The 17,147-nt window shown below is 43.7% G+C and carries 17 protein-coding genes and 1 riboswitch; of the genes, 11 read left to right on the top strand and 6 right to left on the bottom strand.

Annotated features, from left to right (window positions below; translation table 11 throughout):
* Positions 1-45: 45 nt before the first annotated feature.
* On the bottom strand, positions 46-1,152 hold the full coding sequence (gene mqnE, locus MHH60_RS23430; RefSeq protein ID WP_036685236.1) for an aminofutalosine synthase MqnE: 1,107 nt from the start codon (positions 1,150-1,152) through the stop codon (positions 46-48).
* A 458-nt stretch (positions 1,153-1,610) separates the two neighbouring features.
* Between mqnE and MHH60_RS23425 the strand changes: the two genes are divergently transcribed.
* Together MHH60_RS23425 and MHH60_RS23420 are read left to right on the top strand one after the other, a co-directional pair.
* Positions 1,611-1,970, top strand: a complete 360-nt coding sequence (locus tag MHH60_RS23425) for a HesB/IscA family protein (protein ID WP_036685235.1) — start codon at positions 1,611-1,613, stop codon at positions 1,968-1,970.
* 106 nt (positions 1,971-2,076) lie between these two features.
* Complete coding sequence (locus MHH60_RS23420; RefSeq protein WP_076128052.1) at positions 2,077-2,529, top strand: GNAT family N-acetyltransferase; 453 nt, start codon at positions 2,077-2,079, stop codon at positions 2,527-2,529.
* A gap of 437 nt (positions 2,530-2,966) precedes the next feature.
* Here the strand turns inward: MHH60_RS23420 and MHH60_RS23415 are convergent, their stop codons facing one another.
* A complete protein-coding gene (locus MHH60_RS23415; protein WP_036685233.1) occupies positions 2,967-3,176 on the bottom strand; it encodes a hypothetical protein in 210 nt (69 codons plus the stop codon).
* Positions 3,177-3,509: 333 nt separating this feature from the next.
* Between MHH60_RS23415 and MHH60_RS23410 the strand changes: the two genes are divergently transcribed.
* Both MHH60_RS23410 and MHH60_RS23405 read left to right on the top strand, forming a co-directional pair.
* The gene (locus MHH60_RS23410) at positions 3,510-4,172 is read left to right on the top strand and encodes a YheC/YheD family protein (RefSeq protein WP_076127972.1); all 663 of its coding nucleotides are present in this window, start codon (positions 3,510-3,512) and stop codon (positions 4,170-4,172) included.
* Positions 4,173-4,487: 315 nt separating this feature from the next.
* Positions 4,488-4,631: a sporulation histidine kinase inhibitor Sda gene (locus MHH60_RS23405; protein WP_036685584.1), complete on the top strand. Its 144-nt coding sequence runs from the start codon at positions 4,488-4,490 to the stop codon at positions 4,629-4,631.
* A 132-nt stretch (positions 4,632-4,763) separates the two neighbouring features.
* Here the strand turns inward: MHH60_RS23405 and MHH60_RS23400 are convergent, their stop codons facing one another.
* A complete protein-coding gene (locus MHH60_RS23400; protein WP_076134261.1) occupies positions 4,764-5,738 on the bottom strand; it encodes an NAD(P)/FAD-dependent oxidoreductase in 975 nt (324 codons plus the stop codon).
* Between the two features lie 331 nt (positions 5,739-6,069).
* Here MHH60_RS23400 and MHH60_RS23395 point away from each other — a divergent pair, with 331 nt between their 5' ends.
* Both MHH60_RS23395 and MHH60_RS23390 read left to right on the top strand, forming a co-directional pair.
* Entirely contained in the window at positions 6,070-7,263 is a 1,194-nt protein-coding gene (locus MHH60_RS23395) for an NAD(P)/FAD-dependent oxidoreductase (protein WP_036685230.1), read from the top strand.
* A gap of 1 nt (position 7,264) precedes the next feature.
* Complete coding sequence (locus MHH60_RS23390) at positions 7,265-7,543, top strand: hypothetical protein (RefSeq protein ID WP_076134188.1); 279 nt, start codon at positions 7,265-7,267, stop codon at positions 7,541-7,543.
* 67 nt (positions 7,544-7,610) lie between these two features.
* Here MHH60_RS23390 and hemQ read toward each other — a convergent pair whose 3' ends face one another.
* Positions 7,611-8,369: a hydrogen peroxide-dependent heme synthase gene (gene hemQ / locus MHH60_RS23385; protein WP_036685226.1), complete on the bottom strand. Its 759-nt coding sequence runs from the start codon at positions 8,367-8,369 to the stop codon at positions 7,611-7,613.
* 306 nt (positions 8,370-8,675) lie between these two features.
* Between hemQ and MHH60_RS23380 the strand changes: the two genes are divergently transcribed.
* From MHH60_RS23380 to dnaI, 3 genes are all read left to right on the top strand, one after another.
* Entirely contained in the window at positions 8,676-8,972 is a 297-nt protein-coding gene (locus MHH60_RS23380) for a YuiB family protein (protein WP_036685224.1), read from the top strand.
* A gap of 240 nt (positions 8,973-9,212) precedes the next feature.
* Positions 9,213-10,751 (top strand): DnaD domain protein, encoded by a 1,539-nt coding sequence (locus tag MHH60_RS23375; protein WP_076134189.1) that lies wholly within the window; start codon positions 9,213-9,215, stop codon positions 10,749-10,751.
* Positions 10,752-10,769: 18 nt separating this feature from the next.
* Positions 10,770-11,726 carry a primosomal protein DnaI gene (gene dnaI / locus MHH60_RS23370; RefSeq protein ID WP_076134190.1) on the top strand — a complete coding sequence of 319 codons (957 nt, stop codon included), beginning with the start codon at positions 10,770-10,772 and terminating at the stop codon, positions 11,724-11,726.
* A gap of 195 nt (positions 11,727-11,921) precedes the next feature.
* On the opposite strand, the gene MHH60_RS23365 is transcribed toward dnaI, so the two are convergent.
* Positions 11,922-12,080 carry a YqzM family protein gene (locus MHH60_RS23365; RefSeq protein ID WP_094902239.1) on the bottom strand — a complete coding sequence of 53 codons (159 nt, stop codon included), beginning with the start codon at positions 12,078-12,080 and terminating at the stop codon, positions 11,922-11,924.
* 353 nt (positions 12,081-12,433) lie between these two features.
* Between MHH60_RS23365 and trxA the strand changes: the two genes are divergently transcribed.
* Both trxA and uvrC read left to right on the top strand, forming a co-directional pair.
* Positions 12,434-12,751 (top strand): thioredoxin, encoded by a 318-nt coding sequence (gene trxA / locus MHH60_RS23360; protein WP_036679814.1) that lies wholly within the window; start codon positions 12,434-12,436, stop codon positions 12,749-12,751.
* 121 nt (positions 12,752-12,872) lie between these two features.
* Positions 12,873-14,825, top strand: coding sequence for an excinuclease ABC subunit UvrC (gene uvrC, locus MHH60_RS23355; RefSeq protein WP_269473518.1), 1,953 nt, complete (start codon positions 12,873-12,875; stop codon positions 14,823-14,825).
* A gap of 98 nt (positions 14,826-14,923) precedes the next feature.
* Here uvrC and MHH60_RS23350 read toward each other — a convergent pair whose 3' ends face one another.
* Complete coding sequence (locus tag MHH60_RS23350; RefSeq protein ID WP_076134193.1) at positions 14,924-16,600, bottom strand: CPBP family intramembrane glutamic endopeptidase; 1,677 nt, start codon at positions 16,598-16,600, stop codon at positions 14,924-14,926.
* Between the two features lie 320 nt (positions 16,601-16,920).
* A riboswitch (cyclic di-AMP (ydaO/yuaA leader) is annotated at positions 16,921-17,098 on the top strand.
* Positions 17,099-17,147: the final 49 nt, after the last annotated feature.

The raw sequence follows: 17,147 nt of genomic DNA, 5'->3' as shown, positions 1-17,147 counted from the left end.
CGAACTTCCTTTCCAATATGGGATAACAAATCTCAGGTAGTTTTCTTATTCGTATACCTTAACCTCATTATAGAAAGTGTCACGTTCAACAGGAATTCGTCCAGCACCTTTCACTAGCCAGATCAATTCGTCGCGAGTCAGACCTTCCGGTGTTAAGGCGCCAGCCGCGTGGCTGATACGTTCTTTTAGAATTGTGCCATGCACGTCTGATGCACCGAAGTTCAGCGCAACTTGAGTAAGCTGAGGGCCAATGTTAATAAAGTACGCTTTGATGTGATCGAAATTGTCCAACATCAATCTGCTGATCGCAATGGTCTTCAGATCCTCATAAGCAGAGTTGCGGCGCATGATGCCAGCGTTTTTATTCTTAGGCTGCATGGACAATGGAATGAATACCATAAAGCCATTAGTTTCGTCCTGCAAATCACGGATTTGCATCATATGGCGGATACGGTCTTCGTGAGATTCAATGGAGCCGTACAGCATAGTGGTATGGGTCTTCATCCCAAGCTGATGTGCTGTCCGATGGACTTCCAGATATTCTTCCACATTAGCTTTGTCTACACGCATTTTTTTACGATATTGGTCGGATAATATTTCTGCGCCACCACCAGTGAGTGTTTTGAGTCCAGCAGCACGTAATTGTTCCAGTACCTCACGAATACTCAAACCGCTAATACGGGTGAAAAAATCAATTTCAGCGGCAGTGTAGGCTTTTAAGGTAACCTCAGGGAAACGTTCGTTCAAAGCTTTTAAAGAATCCACATAATATTGGAAGGGAACCTTGTCGTTATGGCCACCAACAATGTGGAATTCGCGTACGCCTGGGTGGATATGCTGTTCGACATATTGCACCATTTCTTGACCGGAAAGGGTATAGGCTCCCTCTTCTCCATCATCTTTGCGGAAATTGCAGAATGCACAGTGCGATTCGCAAACATTGGTGAAATATAGACTCATGTTTTCGATAAAATATACCCGGTTGTGATTCTTGGCGATATTGACTTCATTCGCTAGCTGGCCAATGGTAAGTAAATCGTTGCTTTGATATAAATAAACGCCATCTTCCAAATTCAATCTTTCGCCGCTGCGAACCTTATCAATAATGTTCGCCATTCGGGCATCCGTGTGGGGGGTAAAAAGAGTAGACATATTATGATTTCCTCCTGAAAGTTTACGAGCAGACTGCTCGAAGATAAATTCCAGACGTACCCAAGTGGTAGCTGTTCATTCTAAAAAAGAAAGAGGCGAGCTTGCCTCCGTGACAAATTTCCGAATTTTTACTTAGAGTGCCTTCCCTATTATAAACCTACTCTCCTAAGGGTATCAACAGCTTGATATTGATGGTGTTTTTTGTTGCGAAGGGTCATGCCTAAGGCAGTTGTGACTTGAGGGTAACGGAATAGTCGGTTATACTGAATTTATCAAGCATAAACGTCATTGGCATCCTTATAAAGGTGATAAGCGTTTGAGCGAGAAATATAAGAGATAAAGAATAGGTGCAACACTTATACTTTCTTATATTTTTAAGAAATAACTTTTGGCCGGAAGGCCCCTTAAACATAAGTTTCCGCTTATGAAGTGAGACGAATTTGTAGGAGGATGAGATCATGATTAATATTAGTGAAAAGGCAGCAGAACAATTAAAGGCGATGCTTGCTGAACAAGAAGTACCGAACATGTTCCTCCGTATTGGAGTAACGCCCGGCGGTTGCAGTGGATTCTCGTACGCTATGGGCTTTGATGATAATGAAACCGATCAGGACGTATATATGGACATTCAAGACATGAAAGTGGTTGTGGAGAAGGAGAACCTTCGTTACCTGGACGGTCTTGAAATCGACTTTGAAGAATCCGGCATGACGGGTGGATTCACCATCAACAACCCTAACGCTACTGCAACTTGCGGCTGCGGTTCAAGCTTCCGTACAGCTACGGATGCAGGGAAACCTAACGAAGAGCCTTGCTAATCACAGCAATCACGGCTCCAAGCCCCGTGTTGGATTCTAACAACACAGGCTTGGAGTTTTTTTATTCTCAATGACAAAAATCATCACAAGGAGTCCGGAAGTGGAAATGGAAATCAGAAAATTAAAAGCTGGTGAACAGCCTCCATTAGAATTACTTCTATTAGCAGATCCTTCGGAGAGCTTGGTTAACGGATATTTACAAAGAGGGTTATGTTGTGTGGCTGAGGTGGATAACAGCATCATCGGAGTCTACGTTGTGCTGCAGACAAGACCGGAGACTGTAGAGATCGTAAATATCGCCGTCGACGAAAATAAACACGGGCAAGGAATAGGTAAACAGCTGCTGAACCATGCGATTCAGAATGCCAAGCTGCTTGGAGCAAAAACCATTGAAATTGGCACAGGAAATTCGAGTGTTGGACAATTGGCACTTTATCAGAAATGTGGATTCAGAATCACCGGCATTGATAGAGATTTTTTTATTAGACATTACAGTGAAGAGATCTTTGAAAATGGGATTCAAGTCATAGATATGATACGCCTGTCGCTGGATTTATGAGTAAAGAGGAGTTTATCAAAAGCCTGGTAATGACCGCTGGGGCAGCCCTCTATTCTTTTACATAGGAAGCAAAACTTGTATCGCAAACCATGTATCGGACACAGATGACCCCAAACGCCGCATTTTCCCATATTTGTGGTGCCAACGGACCGCATTGCCGCTATTGATATGAAAATCAGTAAATATGAAGCTCTTTCTAAGCAATAGTGTCACTGGAGTCCGAAACCACGCCTCAAAGGTTGAAAATCTGCAAATAACGTCATCTGGGTCCGAAATACTCATGGGTTAACGACACTGTTGAAGCAGATAGCTATTGATTAAAAACACAGAGCAGCGATTCTCCAGATAACTGGAGAATCGCTGCTCTGTGTTTTTTTGCGATGGTCGGACCGTCTGTGCATAGAAATAAGCTGTTTATAGGACAGTCTCTGCGTACATTAGGCTGGAATAATAAACTTGTAATTAATCATAAATACGATGAGCGCTGCAGCTCCAAGGGAGAAGGCGATACAGCCCGTACCCAGTGCTCTGCGTTTGTCTTTAATAAATTTAAAGCCAATGGCGCAGATCAGTATAGTCGTTCCAGCCAATACAATGGACATCCCAAGCATAGCCACCCAATATAAAACCTCAAAAAACTGTGCCATTCTGAGCCCTCCCCGCGCTGTGCTTTTTAGTGATTCTGTTAGTACTCACTATAATAGTAGAAATTGAAAATGTAACCGCTATTAATAATACAACGATTTTGAAGATTATTCTAGTTATAGTGAACTCATCCATTAAGATAATCTTGTCGAATTTTTTGAGAATTGAATCTACAAAATCCGCGGTTGTACCCTATCGCTGTCGACTGATGCTGTGCTAAACACTAAGCCCTTTTTGCTAAGAGCGGCATCTTACACGGACAATCATACAAGAGGGCGAGACCTTCTCTGAGTAATGTATAGGGTAGGCTGGAATGTGAAGGGAGGGAAAGGACGATGGCAGGAAGACAATTGGCCAGTAAGTGGCTGAAGACAGAGGCGTTGCTGACCGACGCTCGGGTTGCACCCTATATCCCAATGACAAGGGGGTACAGGGCAGAAACGCTCCTGGCAATGCTTCGTAGATATGGAAATGTTGTCATTAAACCTATTGTGGGTGGCGGGGGTTACGGTGTAATCAAAGTTTTTCGGGATAGTCGCGGTTATGGATTCACCTATATGGACAGAACTCGAATTTACAAGGATTTTGGATCCATGAGACGTGCGCTTAATACTGTGAAGGCAAGACGCAGATATTTGATCCAACAAGGGATTTCCCTGGCTAGAATCGGCGGGCGGCCTATTGATTATCGGGTCAAAGTAGTTAAGAATGGTGAGGTTTGGGAATTTCGCTCCATGGTAGGGAGATTGGCTCGGCCAGGTCTGTTCGTAACCAATCTTTGTAAAGGGGGAACGATGCTATCATGTCGTGAAGGACTTCGTAGATCGTTGCCGCGGATTAAAGCTTCAGCGAAGAAAGCAGAAATGCGAAGACTAACCCATGTATGTATCGGAATTATGGAACGGCATTTTCCGGGAATAGGTGAGCTGGGCTTTGATTATGCTGTGGATTATTCAGGGAAAATATGGATTCTGGAGGTTAACACAAGACCTCAATAAATTAACAATTATTTTAAGAATTGACGATAATAGAGTAGTAAGATAAAATTGCGTTTAGTTGCGTTCTTTTGGGGTAAATAACATTGTAATTTATTTACAATAAAAATATATTTTTTGCTGTATACAAGTGGTTCAATCCTGTGTATAACTATTATCCCCATAGTCCACTGTGTAGCTAGTACCTTTACAACGCTTACACACATTTTATACACAGGATTTCCACATGTACTTGTGGATAACGCGAACGCTTGTTCGAAAAATGATAGTTTGATATGATAGATTCAGATCCAAATAAAGGAAAGGTAGATGAAGTTTATGGTTGAATTGTCGGATGAGATGCTGCTTGACTCTTACCATAGAGCAATAGAGCTGCAACTAGAGCATGATTTCATCGCTCTTCTACTCGTTGAAATTCGCAAACGAAACTTACACTCTCCAGTACATGCGGTTCTTCATTAAAAAGCGCAAAGGATAACTTTGTAGCAGGCTACATATATAAAACCGCGAGGCACAAACAAACATAAAAGGGTATCCTCACAGGCTGTTATTAACAGGCCTGTAAGAATACCCTTTTTTATTGTGTTAATAGATTTAGAGTTTCATATTACTGCTGTGACCCGGTGAAAGCTTCGCTTCTGGATCAATGTACACCTTAGCATTATTCACAGCCGTTGGAGCTTCGCCAAATCCTACAGCAATCAGCTTCAGCTTACCAGGATAAGTTGTGATGTCGCCGGCAGCAAATATGCCTGGAATGCTTGTTTCCATACGTGAGTCAACAACAATGGAGTTCCCTTCAATCTCAATACCCCATTCGGCAATAGGACCTAGGGAAGAGATGAATCCGAAGTTTACAATAACGCTGTCCACTTCAATTTCTTGAGTTTCTTTGGTCTTGATATTTGACAATGTAACCTTGGTAATGAACTCATCACCATGCAGCTCTGTAATTTCAGTAGGGGTAACTACGTTAACCTTGGAAGCCATCAGGTTCTCAACGCTATGTTCATGCGCACGGAATTTATCCCGGCGGTGAATCAGGGTTACCTGTTCAGCGATGGGTTCCAGCATGAGCGCCCAGTCAACTGCAGAGTCACCGCCACCGCTGATCAGAACTTTTTTATCTTTAAAGGCATTTAGATCATTTACAAAATAATGGAGGTTTGCTTTTTCAAAACGTCCAGCGTTGGGTAATTCCAAACGACGAGGTTCAAATGCACCTACACCAGCTGTAATGATGATCGCCTTACTGTGGTATTCGGCTACATCGGTTGTAACCACAAAATGACGTTCGTCCCGTTTTTGAACAGAAATCACTTTCTCCTCCAGCCGGATATTGGATTGGAACATATCCATTTGCCGAGACAGGTTGTCGACCAATTCTTGTGCTGTTACTTTTGGAAAACCTGCCACATCATAAATGTATTTTTCTGGATAAAGGGCAGCAAGTTGTCCCCCCAATTGGGGCATACTTTCAATAAGGGTTACTGATGCCTGACGCATTCCGCCGTAAAATGCGGCAAACATGCCAGCTGGCCCGCCACCTATGATTAAAAGGTCGCTCATAGGAACGCTGGATTGCTCTTGGGTCACGGGATATTACACCTCCGAGTTGATATATTCATTTTGCCATACTTGTGTACCTACTTATTATAATCATTGTGACACATACCTGCAAAGAAAGACTTTAGAAGTCAATAAAAGTGTGACGTTTTTTAGTATTTTAATGTTTGATTAATGCTACACTAAGGTTTACAATGGATATGGTCAATTTAGAAATGCTTCAAGTTTGATTGGAATTTCTTCTAAATATAAGTGTATAAATTCACAAAAAGGACCGTACATTGTTTCAATAAAAAATACAAAGACAGATTTACCTCTTGGAAGGAGCCGGAACATGAGTAGTATTCCCAAAATCGTTATCTTAGGCGCGGGCTATGGGGGTATTTTGACCGCACAGCGCTTGCAGAAGGCTTTGAATTATAATGAAGCGGATGTCACGCTTGTAAACCGTCACGAGTACCACTATTTTACTACCCATCTACATATGCCTGCGGCGGGTACGGACAGTATTGAACACACTCGGGTGTCCATTTCGAAACTAATCGATGAATTCAAGATCGACCTCGTGAAGTCATCTGTTCAGGAAATTCGTACTCAGCAGAAAAAGATTATTTTGGAGGATGGTACCCTATCGTATGATTATCTTGTCATTGCTTTAGGTGGAGAACCTGAAACATTTGGTATTCCTGGACTTGATAAATACGCACTGACAATCCGGAGCATCAATTCCGTTCGTTTAATTCGCGAGCATATTGAATATCAATTCGCTAAGTACAAGAACGAGAACAATGCTCAGGAGCATATTAATTTTGTTGTCGGTGGTGCCGGCTTTAGCGGTATCGAATTTGTAGCTGAATTAGCTGACCGTATCCCTGGATTGTGTAAAGAATATGACGTTGATCCAAGTATGGTTAATATATATAACGTAGAGGCTGCTCCGACAGCACTGCCTGGTTTTGCTCCTGAGCTTGTTGAGTATGCGATGGACTTGCTCACCAAAAAGGGAGTTACCTTCAAGATGGGTGTTGCGATCAAGGAGTGTCTGCCAAACGGGGTAATTCTGGCATCCGGCGAAGAAATCAAAGCCTCCACAATTATTTGGACAGGCGGAATCCGTGGCAATCGTCTTATTGAGGCTGCCGGATTTGAAGCTATGCGTGGGCGCGTGAAGGTAGATGAATATCTACGTGCACCGGGCCAAGAGAATATCTTCATTATTGGTGATGGCTCCCTTATGATTAATCCGGAAGGACGCCCTTACCCGCCAACCGCTCAAATTGCTATGCAGCAGGGTGAATGCTGTGCGCATAATTTGGTGGCGGCAATCCGGAATCAACAGCCGAAGAAATTCGCATTCAGCAATAAAGGAACCGTAGCTTCCCTAGGCAAAGGCCAAGGAATCGCTGTAGTAGGCAGCAAAACTTACAAGGGCTGGACTGCAGCTCAGTTGAAAAAAGTTGTAGATATGCGCTACTTGTTCATTATCGGCGGAATTCCGCTGGTTCTGAAAAAAGGAAGATTCTTATAATATGCGCCATTGCAGCGTACAGGTACGCGGACTGCTGACTCGTGAAGAATTGGACCGTTATAACGGACTGATAGGGGTTGGATCTTATCTGGAGGATCAGAACCAGTATGATCTGGCTTATATCGTTCAGAAGGAAATTGATCTGCTCATTCTCCCTGGTATCGAACGTCTGAAGGATAAAGGGCGCGCTCGGGATCGGGCCACGGCTGAATATCTGGAAAGTTTACGTGAAGATGATGAGGATAAAGAAGACGAGGATTCAGGAACTTCGGTGTCTTAATCTAATGATATGGCAGTTAAAAAGGGTGTGTCTCCATGCGAACTGGAGACACACCCTTTTTTTGTTGTTACAGCTTGAGCATTTCTTCAAAAGATTCTTCAGTCAGCAGATTGCCGACATAAAAAGGTCCGAATTCGCCGTAGCGAGCACTTACTTCGTCAAAACGCATTTCGTATACCAGCTTTTTGAATTGCAGTGCATCTTCAGCGAACAGAGTTACGCCCCATTCCCAGTCATCAAAACCGACGGAGCCGGTAATAATTTGCTTCACTTTACCTGCATATGAACGTCCAATTAACCCGTGTGAAGCCATGAGCTCCCGGCGTTTGTCCATATCAAGCATGTACCAGTTATCGGCAAGCTCGCGTTTTTTGTTCATAGGATAGAAACAGATGTGTTTCGCTTGCGGTAAAATAGGCTTTAGACGTGCGGCAACATGCGGATTCTGCATAGGATCGCTACCGTCGCTGCCACTGCCACCAGCAGCGTAGTTGCTTAATTCAACAATACTTACATATGAATAAGCTTTGGTTGTATATTGAGCAAAAGCGATTTTGTTAAAGGCGGTCTCAAGTTGGTTCAAAGCTTCTAGGCTTTCGCGCAAAAACATCATTACAAAATCGGCCTTTTGGCCCACTATGGAGTATACTGCGGTGCTGCCTTCTTTAGCTTCCTCAACAGGGCTCCACTCCTGCATAAAAGCATGTAGTTCTTCCAGGGCAACGGCACGTTCTTCATCATCTGCTGCCGTCCAAGCGGTCCAGTTCAGAGAGCGGAAGTCATGCAGTGCATACCAGCCTTCCAGTGTCAAAGCGGCTTCGATCATGATCTCACTCCTTAAAAGTTTTACGAAGCATAAGCCTCGCTGAAATAACATCGCGTAAAACTCGCAATTGAAGCATAAACTTAGTCTTACGAAGCATCTGCTTCATAGGCTATGTATGATCTGATTAATCTACTTGCATTGTATCGCAATCAAGCCGCCAAGAGCAAACGGAGGCATCCTGTAAGTGTGCGAATTAGTGCGTGAATTTGAATAAAGTTCATTGCTTCGTGACATTTTTTCTAGTAAACTTACTACTAGCTTGTAAAAGATGTGCGCTTCTTTATAGAAAGGGGTGGAGACGGTAAGATGGGATTTATTCCAGTGTTTATCCTAGCCGTTTTATTCTTTGTGATGATGTTTGGTATCGGCTTTATTCTTAACATGTTAATGAAGACAACCTGGTTTCCCGCTTATCTATTCGTACTTATTATTCTACCCGTCGTAATCTATTCTATTTGGGATAGAAACGCGATGTCGCTCTGGGAGCATCTCTCCAGTTTCCACTTTGTTGATTATCTTACAGGTGTCGCTGGTCTTGCAGGTGCTATACTTAGTGGATGGACCATTCAAAAGCTGCGCTTTGGCGGTTACAAGATGTTTTAAAGATTTGAAAGAGCCTATGTTATGAATCAGTCTTATATTTCTGCGAGAAACGGGATACCTTCCTCTTTAGAGGTCGGCGAAGCCGTTTCTTCTTGTTTAATAGAGGTAGATATTCGTAAGAAGAAGTTGATTATATTGCGAAAAGAGTCGAAATTGGGAGTTTATTTACATTTTCGCTATGTTAATTTGTGATAGAATAGAATCCTGTATGAATTCGTGTAAACAAGGGGGTATCCGTAGATGCGGATGAGTAACTTACATCATTTCACCGAACATCATCGGTACTGCGTTTCCCGCGAATTTGGTCTTAGTGTTATAGATGGACGTATGCTTAGCTCTGTATATCAACCTATGGTAGGAGCCTTTGCAATCAGTTTCTATCGCTTGCTGGTTGAACATGTGCCAGCAGATAGCATTGGCTATTCTGGAGTGGAGCAACAGCGCAGGCTATTTATGACTTTGGGTGTTGAGCCCAATGAGAAAGGCCGCAAATATTTAATTGATCAGGCTTCCCGGTTAGAAGCAGTGGGTCTGTTGCAGACCTGTCGAATCTATGTGCCGGAAACAGATGATTATTTATATGAATATGAGCTAATGCCGCCGCTATCGCCAGCCGACTTTTTTGCCACTCAGCATTTAACCTTGCTGTTACGTGATAAGATTGGCAAATTTGCTGTGCTGTCCTTACGGGAACAGTTCTGGAATCGCGAGCCGGAAGAGTGGAGCCGCAGATCTATAGGCAAAGAGAATATTTCCGTGCCTTTTTATGATATTTTTCAACTTAATACACATGTCATTGATTATGAGCTGGAGCAAGCTTTGGCAGAGGTAGCCTCTGTTCGACAGCCCGGCACGCTTGAATCCGGAGAGCAGGCAATCGGATATAGTGACATTATTTTGCGTTTTCCACGGGAGTCTGTGAATCGGGCTCATGTAGAAAAACTGCGCTTTGACCATACTCAAATGGGTGTAATTAACTATGTTGCTCATAAATACGAACTGAGTCCGCAGGATTTATGTCGTTTGCTGGATGAGGATGGAGTGTTCTCACCGGAGGGCGAGGTCATGCTGGATGCGTTGCAATATAAAGCGAGCCAACATTTCAGGCAAGATATGAAACGACAGGAAAAACGTGAAATTGCAGCTGCGAAAGTTGTTTCTATCCGGTCCAGTGCGACCGAAGAGAATGATGATTCTATAGCACCACCAGAGCAATCTGTTGAGATGGAGTATTATGTAGAAGTACCGCCACAATTTTTGTCCAAATGTGACATTCACCAATATAATATGATGCTGCGGAACGAACCTTATACGAGACTGCTACAAACCTTTTTCCCGGGTGCAGTGCCCAGCCATCTGATGGATATGTTCGAGAAAATAGATCTGAACTATAAGCTGAGCGGTGAAGTAATTAATGTACTCATTCATTATTTAATGACTATGGTAGCCTCGGGTGGAGAACAGCGGATGAACCGCAATTTTGTAGAGGCTATCGCCTCCAATATGCTGGTTAAACAAGTGAACACCTACGAGAAGGCTGTAAGATATATTAGAGATCAGTCCAAAGTGAAGGGCAAGGGGACAACGGCTAATACGGCTGGAGGAACACGATCACGTTCTTATGCCAAAAATACAGGCCGCTCTAATAAACCGGAAATTCCGATTGTGCTGGATGATGGAAGTGCTGGAACAGTATCGGAAGAGGAATTCGCGGCGATGATGAAGAAAGCGGCAGAAATTAAGGCCAGTAAGAAAAAAGGCGTATCGCAAACGCCTTAATGAAAGAGAGGTGGAACAATGGAGTCTATGGGCGATGTACTTCGTTCGATCAACAATCCAACTCTACGGCAGCGTCAACGCGATCTTGAACAGGGGTTATTCAATCATCCACTTGTGAAGGCATTACAGTCCGAACATCCTGAACTGGACGAATCACGACTGCGGCTTCATATGAGTCGCCTGTATCAATATGTAGAGGAAAGCCGAAACTGTGCGAACTGCCCAGGACTAGAGAAGTGTCCAAATGATTTTCCTGGCCATTATAGTAAACTAACGGTAGAAACTGTGAATGGTTCAGTGGATCTATATGAACGCAAGACGGCATGCCGACTTAAAGTGGCACAAGATAATCAGGATAACATCCGCAAACGTATTCGTAGCTTTTATGTGGACGAGCGTGTACTTAACGGCGGTTATGATGAGATAGATATTATGGGCAAAGACCCGCGCCGGGTCTCGGCTGTGAATAAAATATTTGATTATATCACGAATGTTAAAGAGGAAGGCCTGACTTCACGCGGCATTTATTTACATGGCTCTTTTGGAACAGGCAAAACTTTTTTGATGTGTTATTTGCTGCATGAGCTTGCTGTTGCTGGATATACCGGAGTGATCGTATACATGCCAGACTTTATAGAGGACTTGAAATCGATCATGATGGATGGCCAGAAGATGAAGGAAACTGTCGATACGATGAAAAACTGCGATTTACTTATTTTTGATGACATTGGTGCGGAAAATCTGAATCCTTGGGCTCGTGATCATGTACTTGGGGCGATCTTAAATTATCGGATGAACCGCAAACCAACCTTTTACACCTCGAATTATCCGTTGGATGGCTTGGAGAAACATCTTAGCTTTACGAGCAAAGATGGTGAAGAGGTCTATAAAGGCCAACGGCTAATGGATCGCATTGCTCCTTTTGTGGATGTTCTTCCACTGCATGGGGAGAATCAGCGAGGGGCCAATAGATAAGCCTGAAATATTCATAATGTAAAATTCTAAAGAGCAGTGGTTCTCCTTTTATTGGAGGATGGCTGCTCTTCGTTTTCTTTAGTTATCCTAACTCAAACGCCGCTTTTTCCCTCATTATTCTCAAAAAAAGAAGCCGCCCCATAAGTAGCATTCACTACTTTTGAGACAGCTTCTTTTTATTGTGCGATGATTCCTTTACTCCGAGAGAATGAACTTAAGGATGACCATTCCGAAAAAGACAACCGTCATAAACGTGGTCATTCCGAAAAATCCGGTCATTAAATCCCCAAGATCATTGCGGGGTTCTTCGTTGATATGTTCTCGTGGGTCCCGTACTTGCGCGTTAACATCCATAGTTTCTGCCTCCTTACAGGGACAAGCCCTGTATTATTAGATGCAAATTGACATTAGTTTATGAAATAAGTCATTGACAATTAATGCGCTTTCTTTAAGTATACCGAAATGCTGGGGAGGTTGTAAAGAAAAGAGTGCGTAAAAAAAATACATTGAAGGCAATATAATTGCGAGTGATATTTCACATATCCCATAAAGATATGTTATACTTGTAATGTGTCGGTAAGTGGTAATTTGGTTATCATATTACATGAAACAATTTATTAACTCATATTTCGGAGCAGCTTCCATGAACTAAGCTTTGGCTTAAGATGTGCGTAATGCTTCGCAAAACTTAAAGGAGGAACAATATCATGGCTATCGTGAACGTGTCTGACCAATCCTTCAGTAACGAAGTGGAAGGTCAAGGTACTGTAGTAGTAGACTTCTGGGCTCCTTGGTGTGGTCCTTGTAAAATGCTCGCTCCAATCTTGGATGAATTGTCCACAGAGCTGGGAGACGACGTGAAAATTGCAAAATTGAATGTGGATGAGAATCCGGAAACGGCTTCCCGTTTTGGTGTTATGAGTATCCCAACTCTGATCTTCTTCAAAGACGGTCAACCGGTAGATAAAGTTGTGGGACTGAACTCCAAAGAATCCCTGAAAAATATCGTAGCAAAACATCAATAATTGATAGATGCTACTGTTCGGGCCTCGGCCCTGCCACTCAGCGCCTTCGGTTCATTCCGGAGGCGTTTTGTGTGCTGAATGCCAACTAATCATGGGTCCAATTTAGCTGGAGGGGATCATTTTGGACAATATCCGCAATAAACTGGCACTACTACCCGATCTGCCTGGTTGCTATCTGATGAAGAATCAGGAAGGCACTATTATTTATGTGGGCAAAGCGAAAGTACTCAAGAATCGGGTGCGGTCTTATTTTACAGGCAGTCATAATGGTAAAACGCAGCGGCTTGTCGCTAATATTGCTGATTTCGAATACATCGTTACGTCCAGTAACATGGAAGCGCTCATTCTAGAGTGTAATCTAATTAAGAAACATATGCCGCGTTATAATGTGCTTTTGAAAGACGACAAGACGTTTCCTTATATAAAAATAACGAATGAAACTCACCCGCGCCTTGAGGTTACACGCCGGGTGATTAAAGATAAAGCAAAATATTTTGGCCCTTATCCTAATGCTTATGCTGCTCAGCAGACAAAAAAGCTCCTAGATCGTATGTACCCGCTTCGTAAATGCGGCGTGATGCCAAAGGAGGTCTGTCTTTATTATCACATGGGCCAGTGTCTGGCACCGTGTGAGAAGGAGGTTCAGAAATCCGAGTATGAGCAGATTACGCAGGACATCGCTGCTTTTCTAGGCGGAGGTCATGAGGCGGTTAAAAAGGATTTACAGCAAAAAATGCAGGAAGCTGCTGAGGAATTATATTTTGAGCGGGCGAAGGAACTGCGGGATCAGATTATCCATATCGATGCATTGATGGAGAAGCAGAAGATCAACACTACAGATACTAAGGACCGGGATGTATTTGGTTATGCTGTAGACAAGGGATGGATGTGTGTGCAGATTCTGTACATGAGACAAGGGAAGATGATTCAGCGCCATTCCTCCGTGTTCCCGTTTTATGGTGAAGCCTACAGTGACTTTATGTCTTATGTGACGCAGTATTACAGTGATAATCCCGCTTTGCCGCAGGAGATTCTGCTGCCGGATGTGCTCGATGAGGAGTCTCTGGTAAATAAAGAGACTAAACCCGAGATCGCCATAGCTGCTCCAGCAGAAGCGGATTTACAACAGGGTGAAGATACTCCTGAATCGGCTGAAGAGGCTGAGGCACGTGCGACGGCGGCTGAGGAAGCTGCGGCAGCAGGGATCGTGGATGCCGCTGGCGGTGCCTCCATTCTGCAGGAGTGGCTGGGCATTAAGGTGCTTGTACCACAACGCGGTCTTAAGAAGCAGATGGTTGGCATGGCTTGTCAAAATGCAAGAGTGGCTATCGACGAGAAATTCCGGCTGATTGAACGGGATGAAGAGCGTACCTCTGGAGCAGCGATCAGCTTAGGAGAGAGCTTGGGGCTTGAACGCTTGAGCCGTATTGAGGCGTTCGATAACTCGAACATTCAGGGGACTAACCCGGTCTCAGCGATGGTCGTCTTCATTGATGGCAAGCCTGCACGAAAAGAGTATCGTAAATATAAGGTTCGTACGGTAGTGGGTGCGGATGATTATGGAACGATGCGCGAGGTCATTCGGCGGCGATATGAACGGGTATTGAAGGAGAATCTTCCGATACCGGATCTTATTGTGGTCGATGGAGGGAAAGGGCAAATCTCCTCTGCTATTGATATTCTGGAGAATGAGCTGGGATTATTCATTCCGGTCTGCGGCCTTGTTAAGGATGATAAGCATAAGACGGCTCAGCTTTTGGTTGGAGATCCGCCAGAGCCTGTCGCGCTAGCCCGGGACAGTCAGGAATTTTACCTTTTGCAACGGATTCAGGATGAGGTCCATAGGTTCGCGATCACCTTCCACCGTGAACAGCGCGGGAAGTCCATGGTTACCTCCAAGCTGGACTCTATACCTGGTATAGGTGAGAAGCGCCGTAAAGCGCTACTAAAGCATTTCGGATCGCTTAAGAAAATTAAAGAAGCCTCCGTGGATGATTTCCGTACACTTTCTATTGGAGAAAAGCTGGCAAGACAAATTCTTGATGCGCTCAAGGATGAAGAGCCAACCTCATAGCAATGGTGACAAAAGAAAAAGGGGATCACAGCAGCGACTAAAGCTGCTATGATCCCCTTTTTTAAATTTGGTTATAGGATGTACACTCTTTTATTTTCTTAAATCAAAGAAGACGGCTCCACCTGCTTAGGTTTCTGTGGTGGGTTAAATCGATAGACGATGTAAGCGACTATGAACGGCATAATAATCGCGAAGATACCCGCGCCTACATTTACGCTCTCCTTCATAAAGATCAGCGTAGCGCCCATCAGGATGCTGTCAAACACGACGTGGCTGAACATGACAGCAATAAATCCGTAACGAAGGAAAATATAACTGAACAGCAGCCCGATTACGGTCAGCTCAATGGGACGGGAGCTGATGGGATAGATCGGATATAACGTATGGCCAAACGCCCAAACCAGCGTGGTGATCAAGCAAGCGACAAAAGTGTTCCGGAACACTTTTTTCAGCATAGGAATTCCGAAAAAGCGATAAATGGCTTCCTCAGATAAACCAGCGAGCCATGCGACGATAGGCAGAAGCCAAGCATATCTCATGTTATAAGGAGATTGGGTGGCGTCTGTAGTAGACCAATTGTGCAAGGTAAACGATAATATGATGAACATAACCGTCTGCACCCCTAGCAGAACGAAAGCCCAGATGTAACCAGCCCGGATACTGTCCAACACATATTGTCCATAGCCGGGCTCTTTGGCGCGGGGCCAAGGGTTCATGCCTTCCTCTTTTCGCCATAGGCCATTGCCGCCCACTAAAGAGAAGTAGAGCAAGGAGGACATCAGCAGGCTGTACAAAGCATAAATGATAAACATAATGACAGAGGTAATCTGTGCTTCTAGCCCTTCGCCCGTAGATTCAGGCAGCATATTATAGGTGCTGATCATCATGATTACAAAATAGGCTGAGCTTAGGAATACTCCACGTTTAAAGGAAGTGTGCTCTCTTCTAAGAATACTGTAGACGAGTGCCAGAATTCCTAAAATCAGTGTGGGTATACCGTAACCGAATAATGTTAGCTTTTCCGCTAAAGAGGTCTGTCCTTGTACATAGGAGGTATGCCAAGCCGGTGCAGTGAAGCCGGCATTAAAGCTGGATACCTGCTCTCCACTGAAATCAAAATAATAGTGCAATAAGGATTCGCCGACCTGAACAGTACTATCCGTATACACTAGCCCATGGCTTCCTGTATTCGATTCAATTTGTAGCTTGGCAGGATTTACTTCCCATTCCTGAAGCCAAGGACGAGCAAGATTCTCCTTCTGCGCTAGAGTGAGGTCAGCTCCCTTGTCCTCTTTTGCACCAACGGAAGCGATGCCTGACCCCTCTTCAGAGGCAACTTTTGCAGCCTTTGAGAAAGCGACAATCTTACCGTTATACATATTGAGGTCAACAATGATTTGCGGCTCTTGCTCCGCTGACGGAGTAAGCGTTGCACGAAAGACATCAAAAGGATATTTTTGATCCAGTTTTTTCTTGGTGTAGTCCTCCACAAGCTTCTCGCGAGACATATAACCATAAAAGGAAGAGTCCGTCTCGTAAAGTACATTCCATTGATCGTTTGGTGCTTCGGTGTAGTTGAGCTTTTGTTCTGCAAATAATATGGCTTGGTCACGGGCTTCTGCCTTGCTAATGACGGTGGTATCTTCACCTGTAGGGCTACTAAGCAGTGAAGGGGAAATCTGAAACATAATAAATAGAATAAGACCGATAATGCCCGAGATGATGAGCCTCTTGGAGAGGGCACGTTGCTGTAAGGGCTGGCCGACGGGATTCATGTAACGCCTCCTTGTTATGTACTGACAATGTTATGTTCCATTATAGTATTAGTGCCTGGTTGGTTACAAAAATCATTATATGTTCTTTTTATGGGTAATAGAGATAGTATAGAATAGCCATGTGAATTTATACCATGAATTTTATCGTGTTCATTTCAGCATGAATGGTGAGAATCGGTGTAATTGCAGGGAAAACACGGAAAAGTGATGAGAAAAGGCACTCCTTTTGATGCAGTCTCTTTAAACCGCATTTTTTCATGTGAATGAGCATTAATTGTGTCTTTGTGAATTCACTAAATAACGTATATAATTTGTATGCAATTGTATAGTAGCCGAATTTCTGGTGAAAACGGGGGAACCATAAGAAGTGATGAAAAGTGGAGTGTACACGATAAATGGCACTTTCATCAGGGGTGAATTTCGTTCTGGGAACGAATAGGGCAGCCTGCATAGTCCGAATCCGTCAGCTAACCTCGTAGGCTAATTTACTGCAGGAACCAAGTCAGCATTGGTTTTCCAGTGCTTTTTTTGTTGGAATTTTTGATAA

The organism is Paenibacillus sp. FSL H7-0716 (assembly GCF_038002705.1).
GTDB lineage: Bacteria > Bacillota > Bacilli > Paenibacillales > Paenibacillaceae > Paenibacillus_AQ > Paenibacillus_AQ odorifer.
This window is presented reverse-complemented; position numbering and strand designations above follow the sequence as displayed.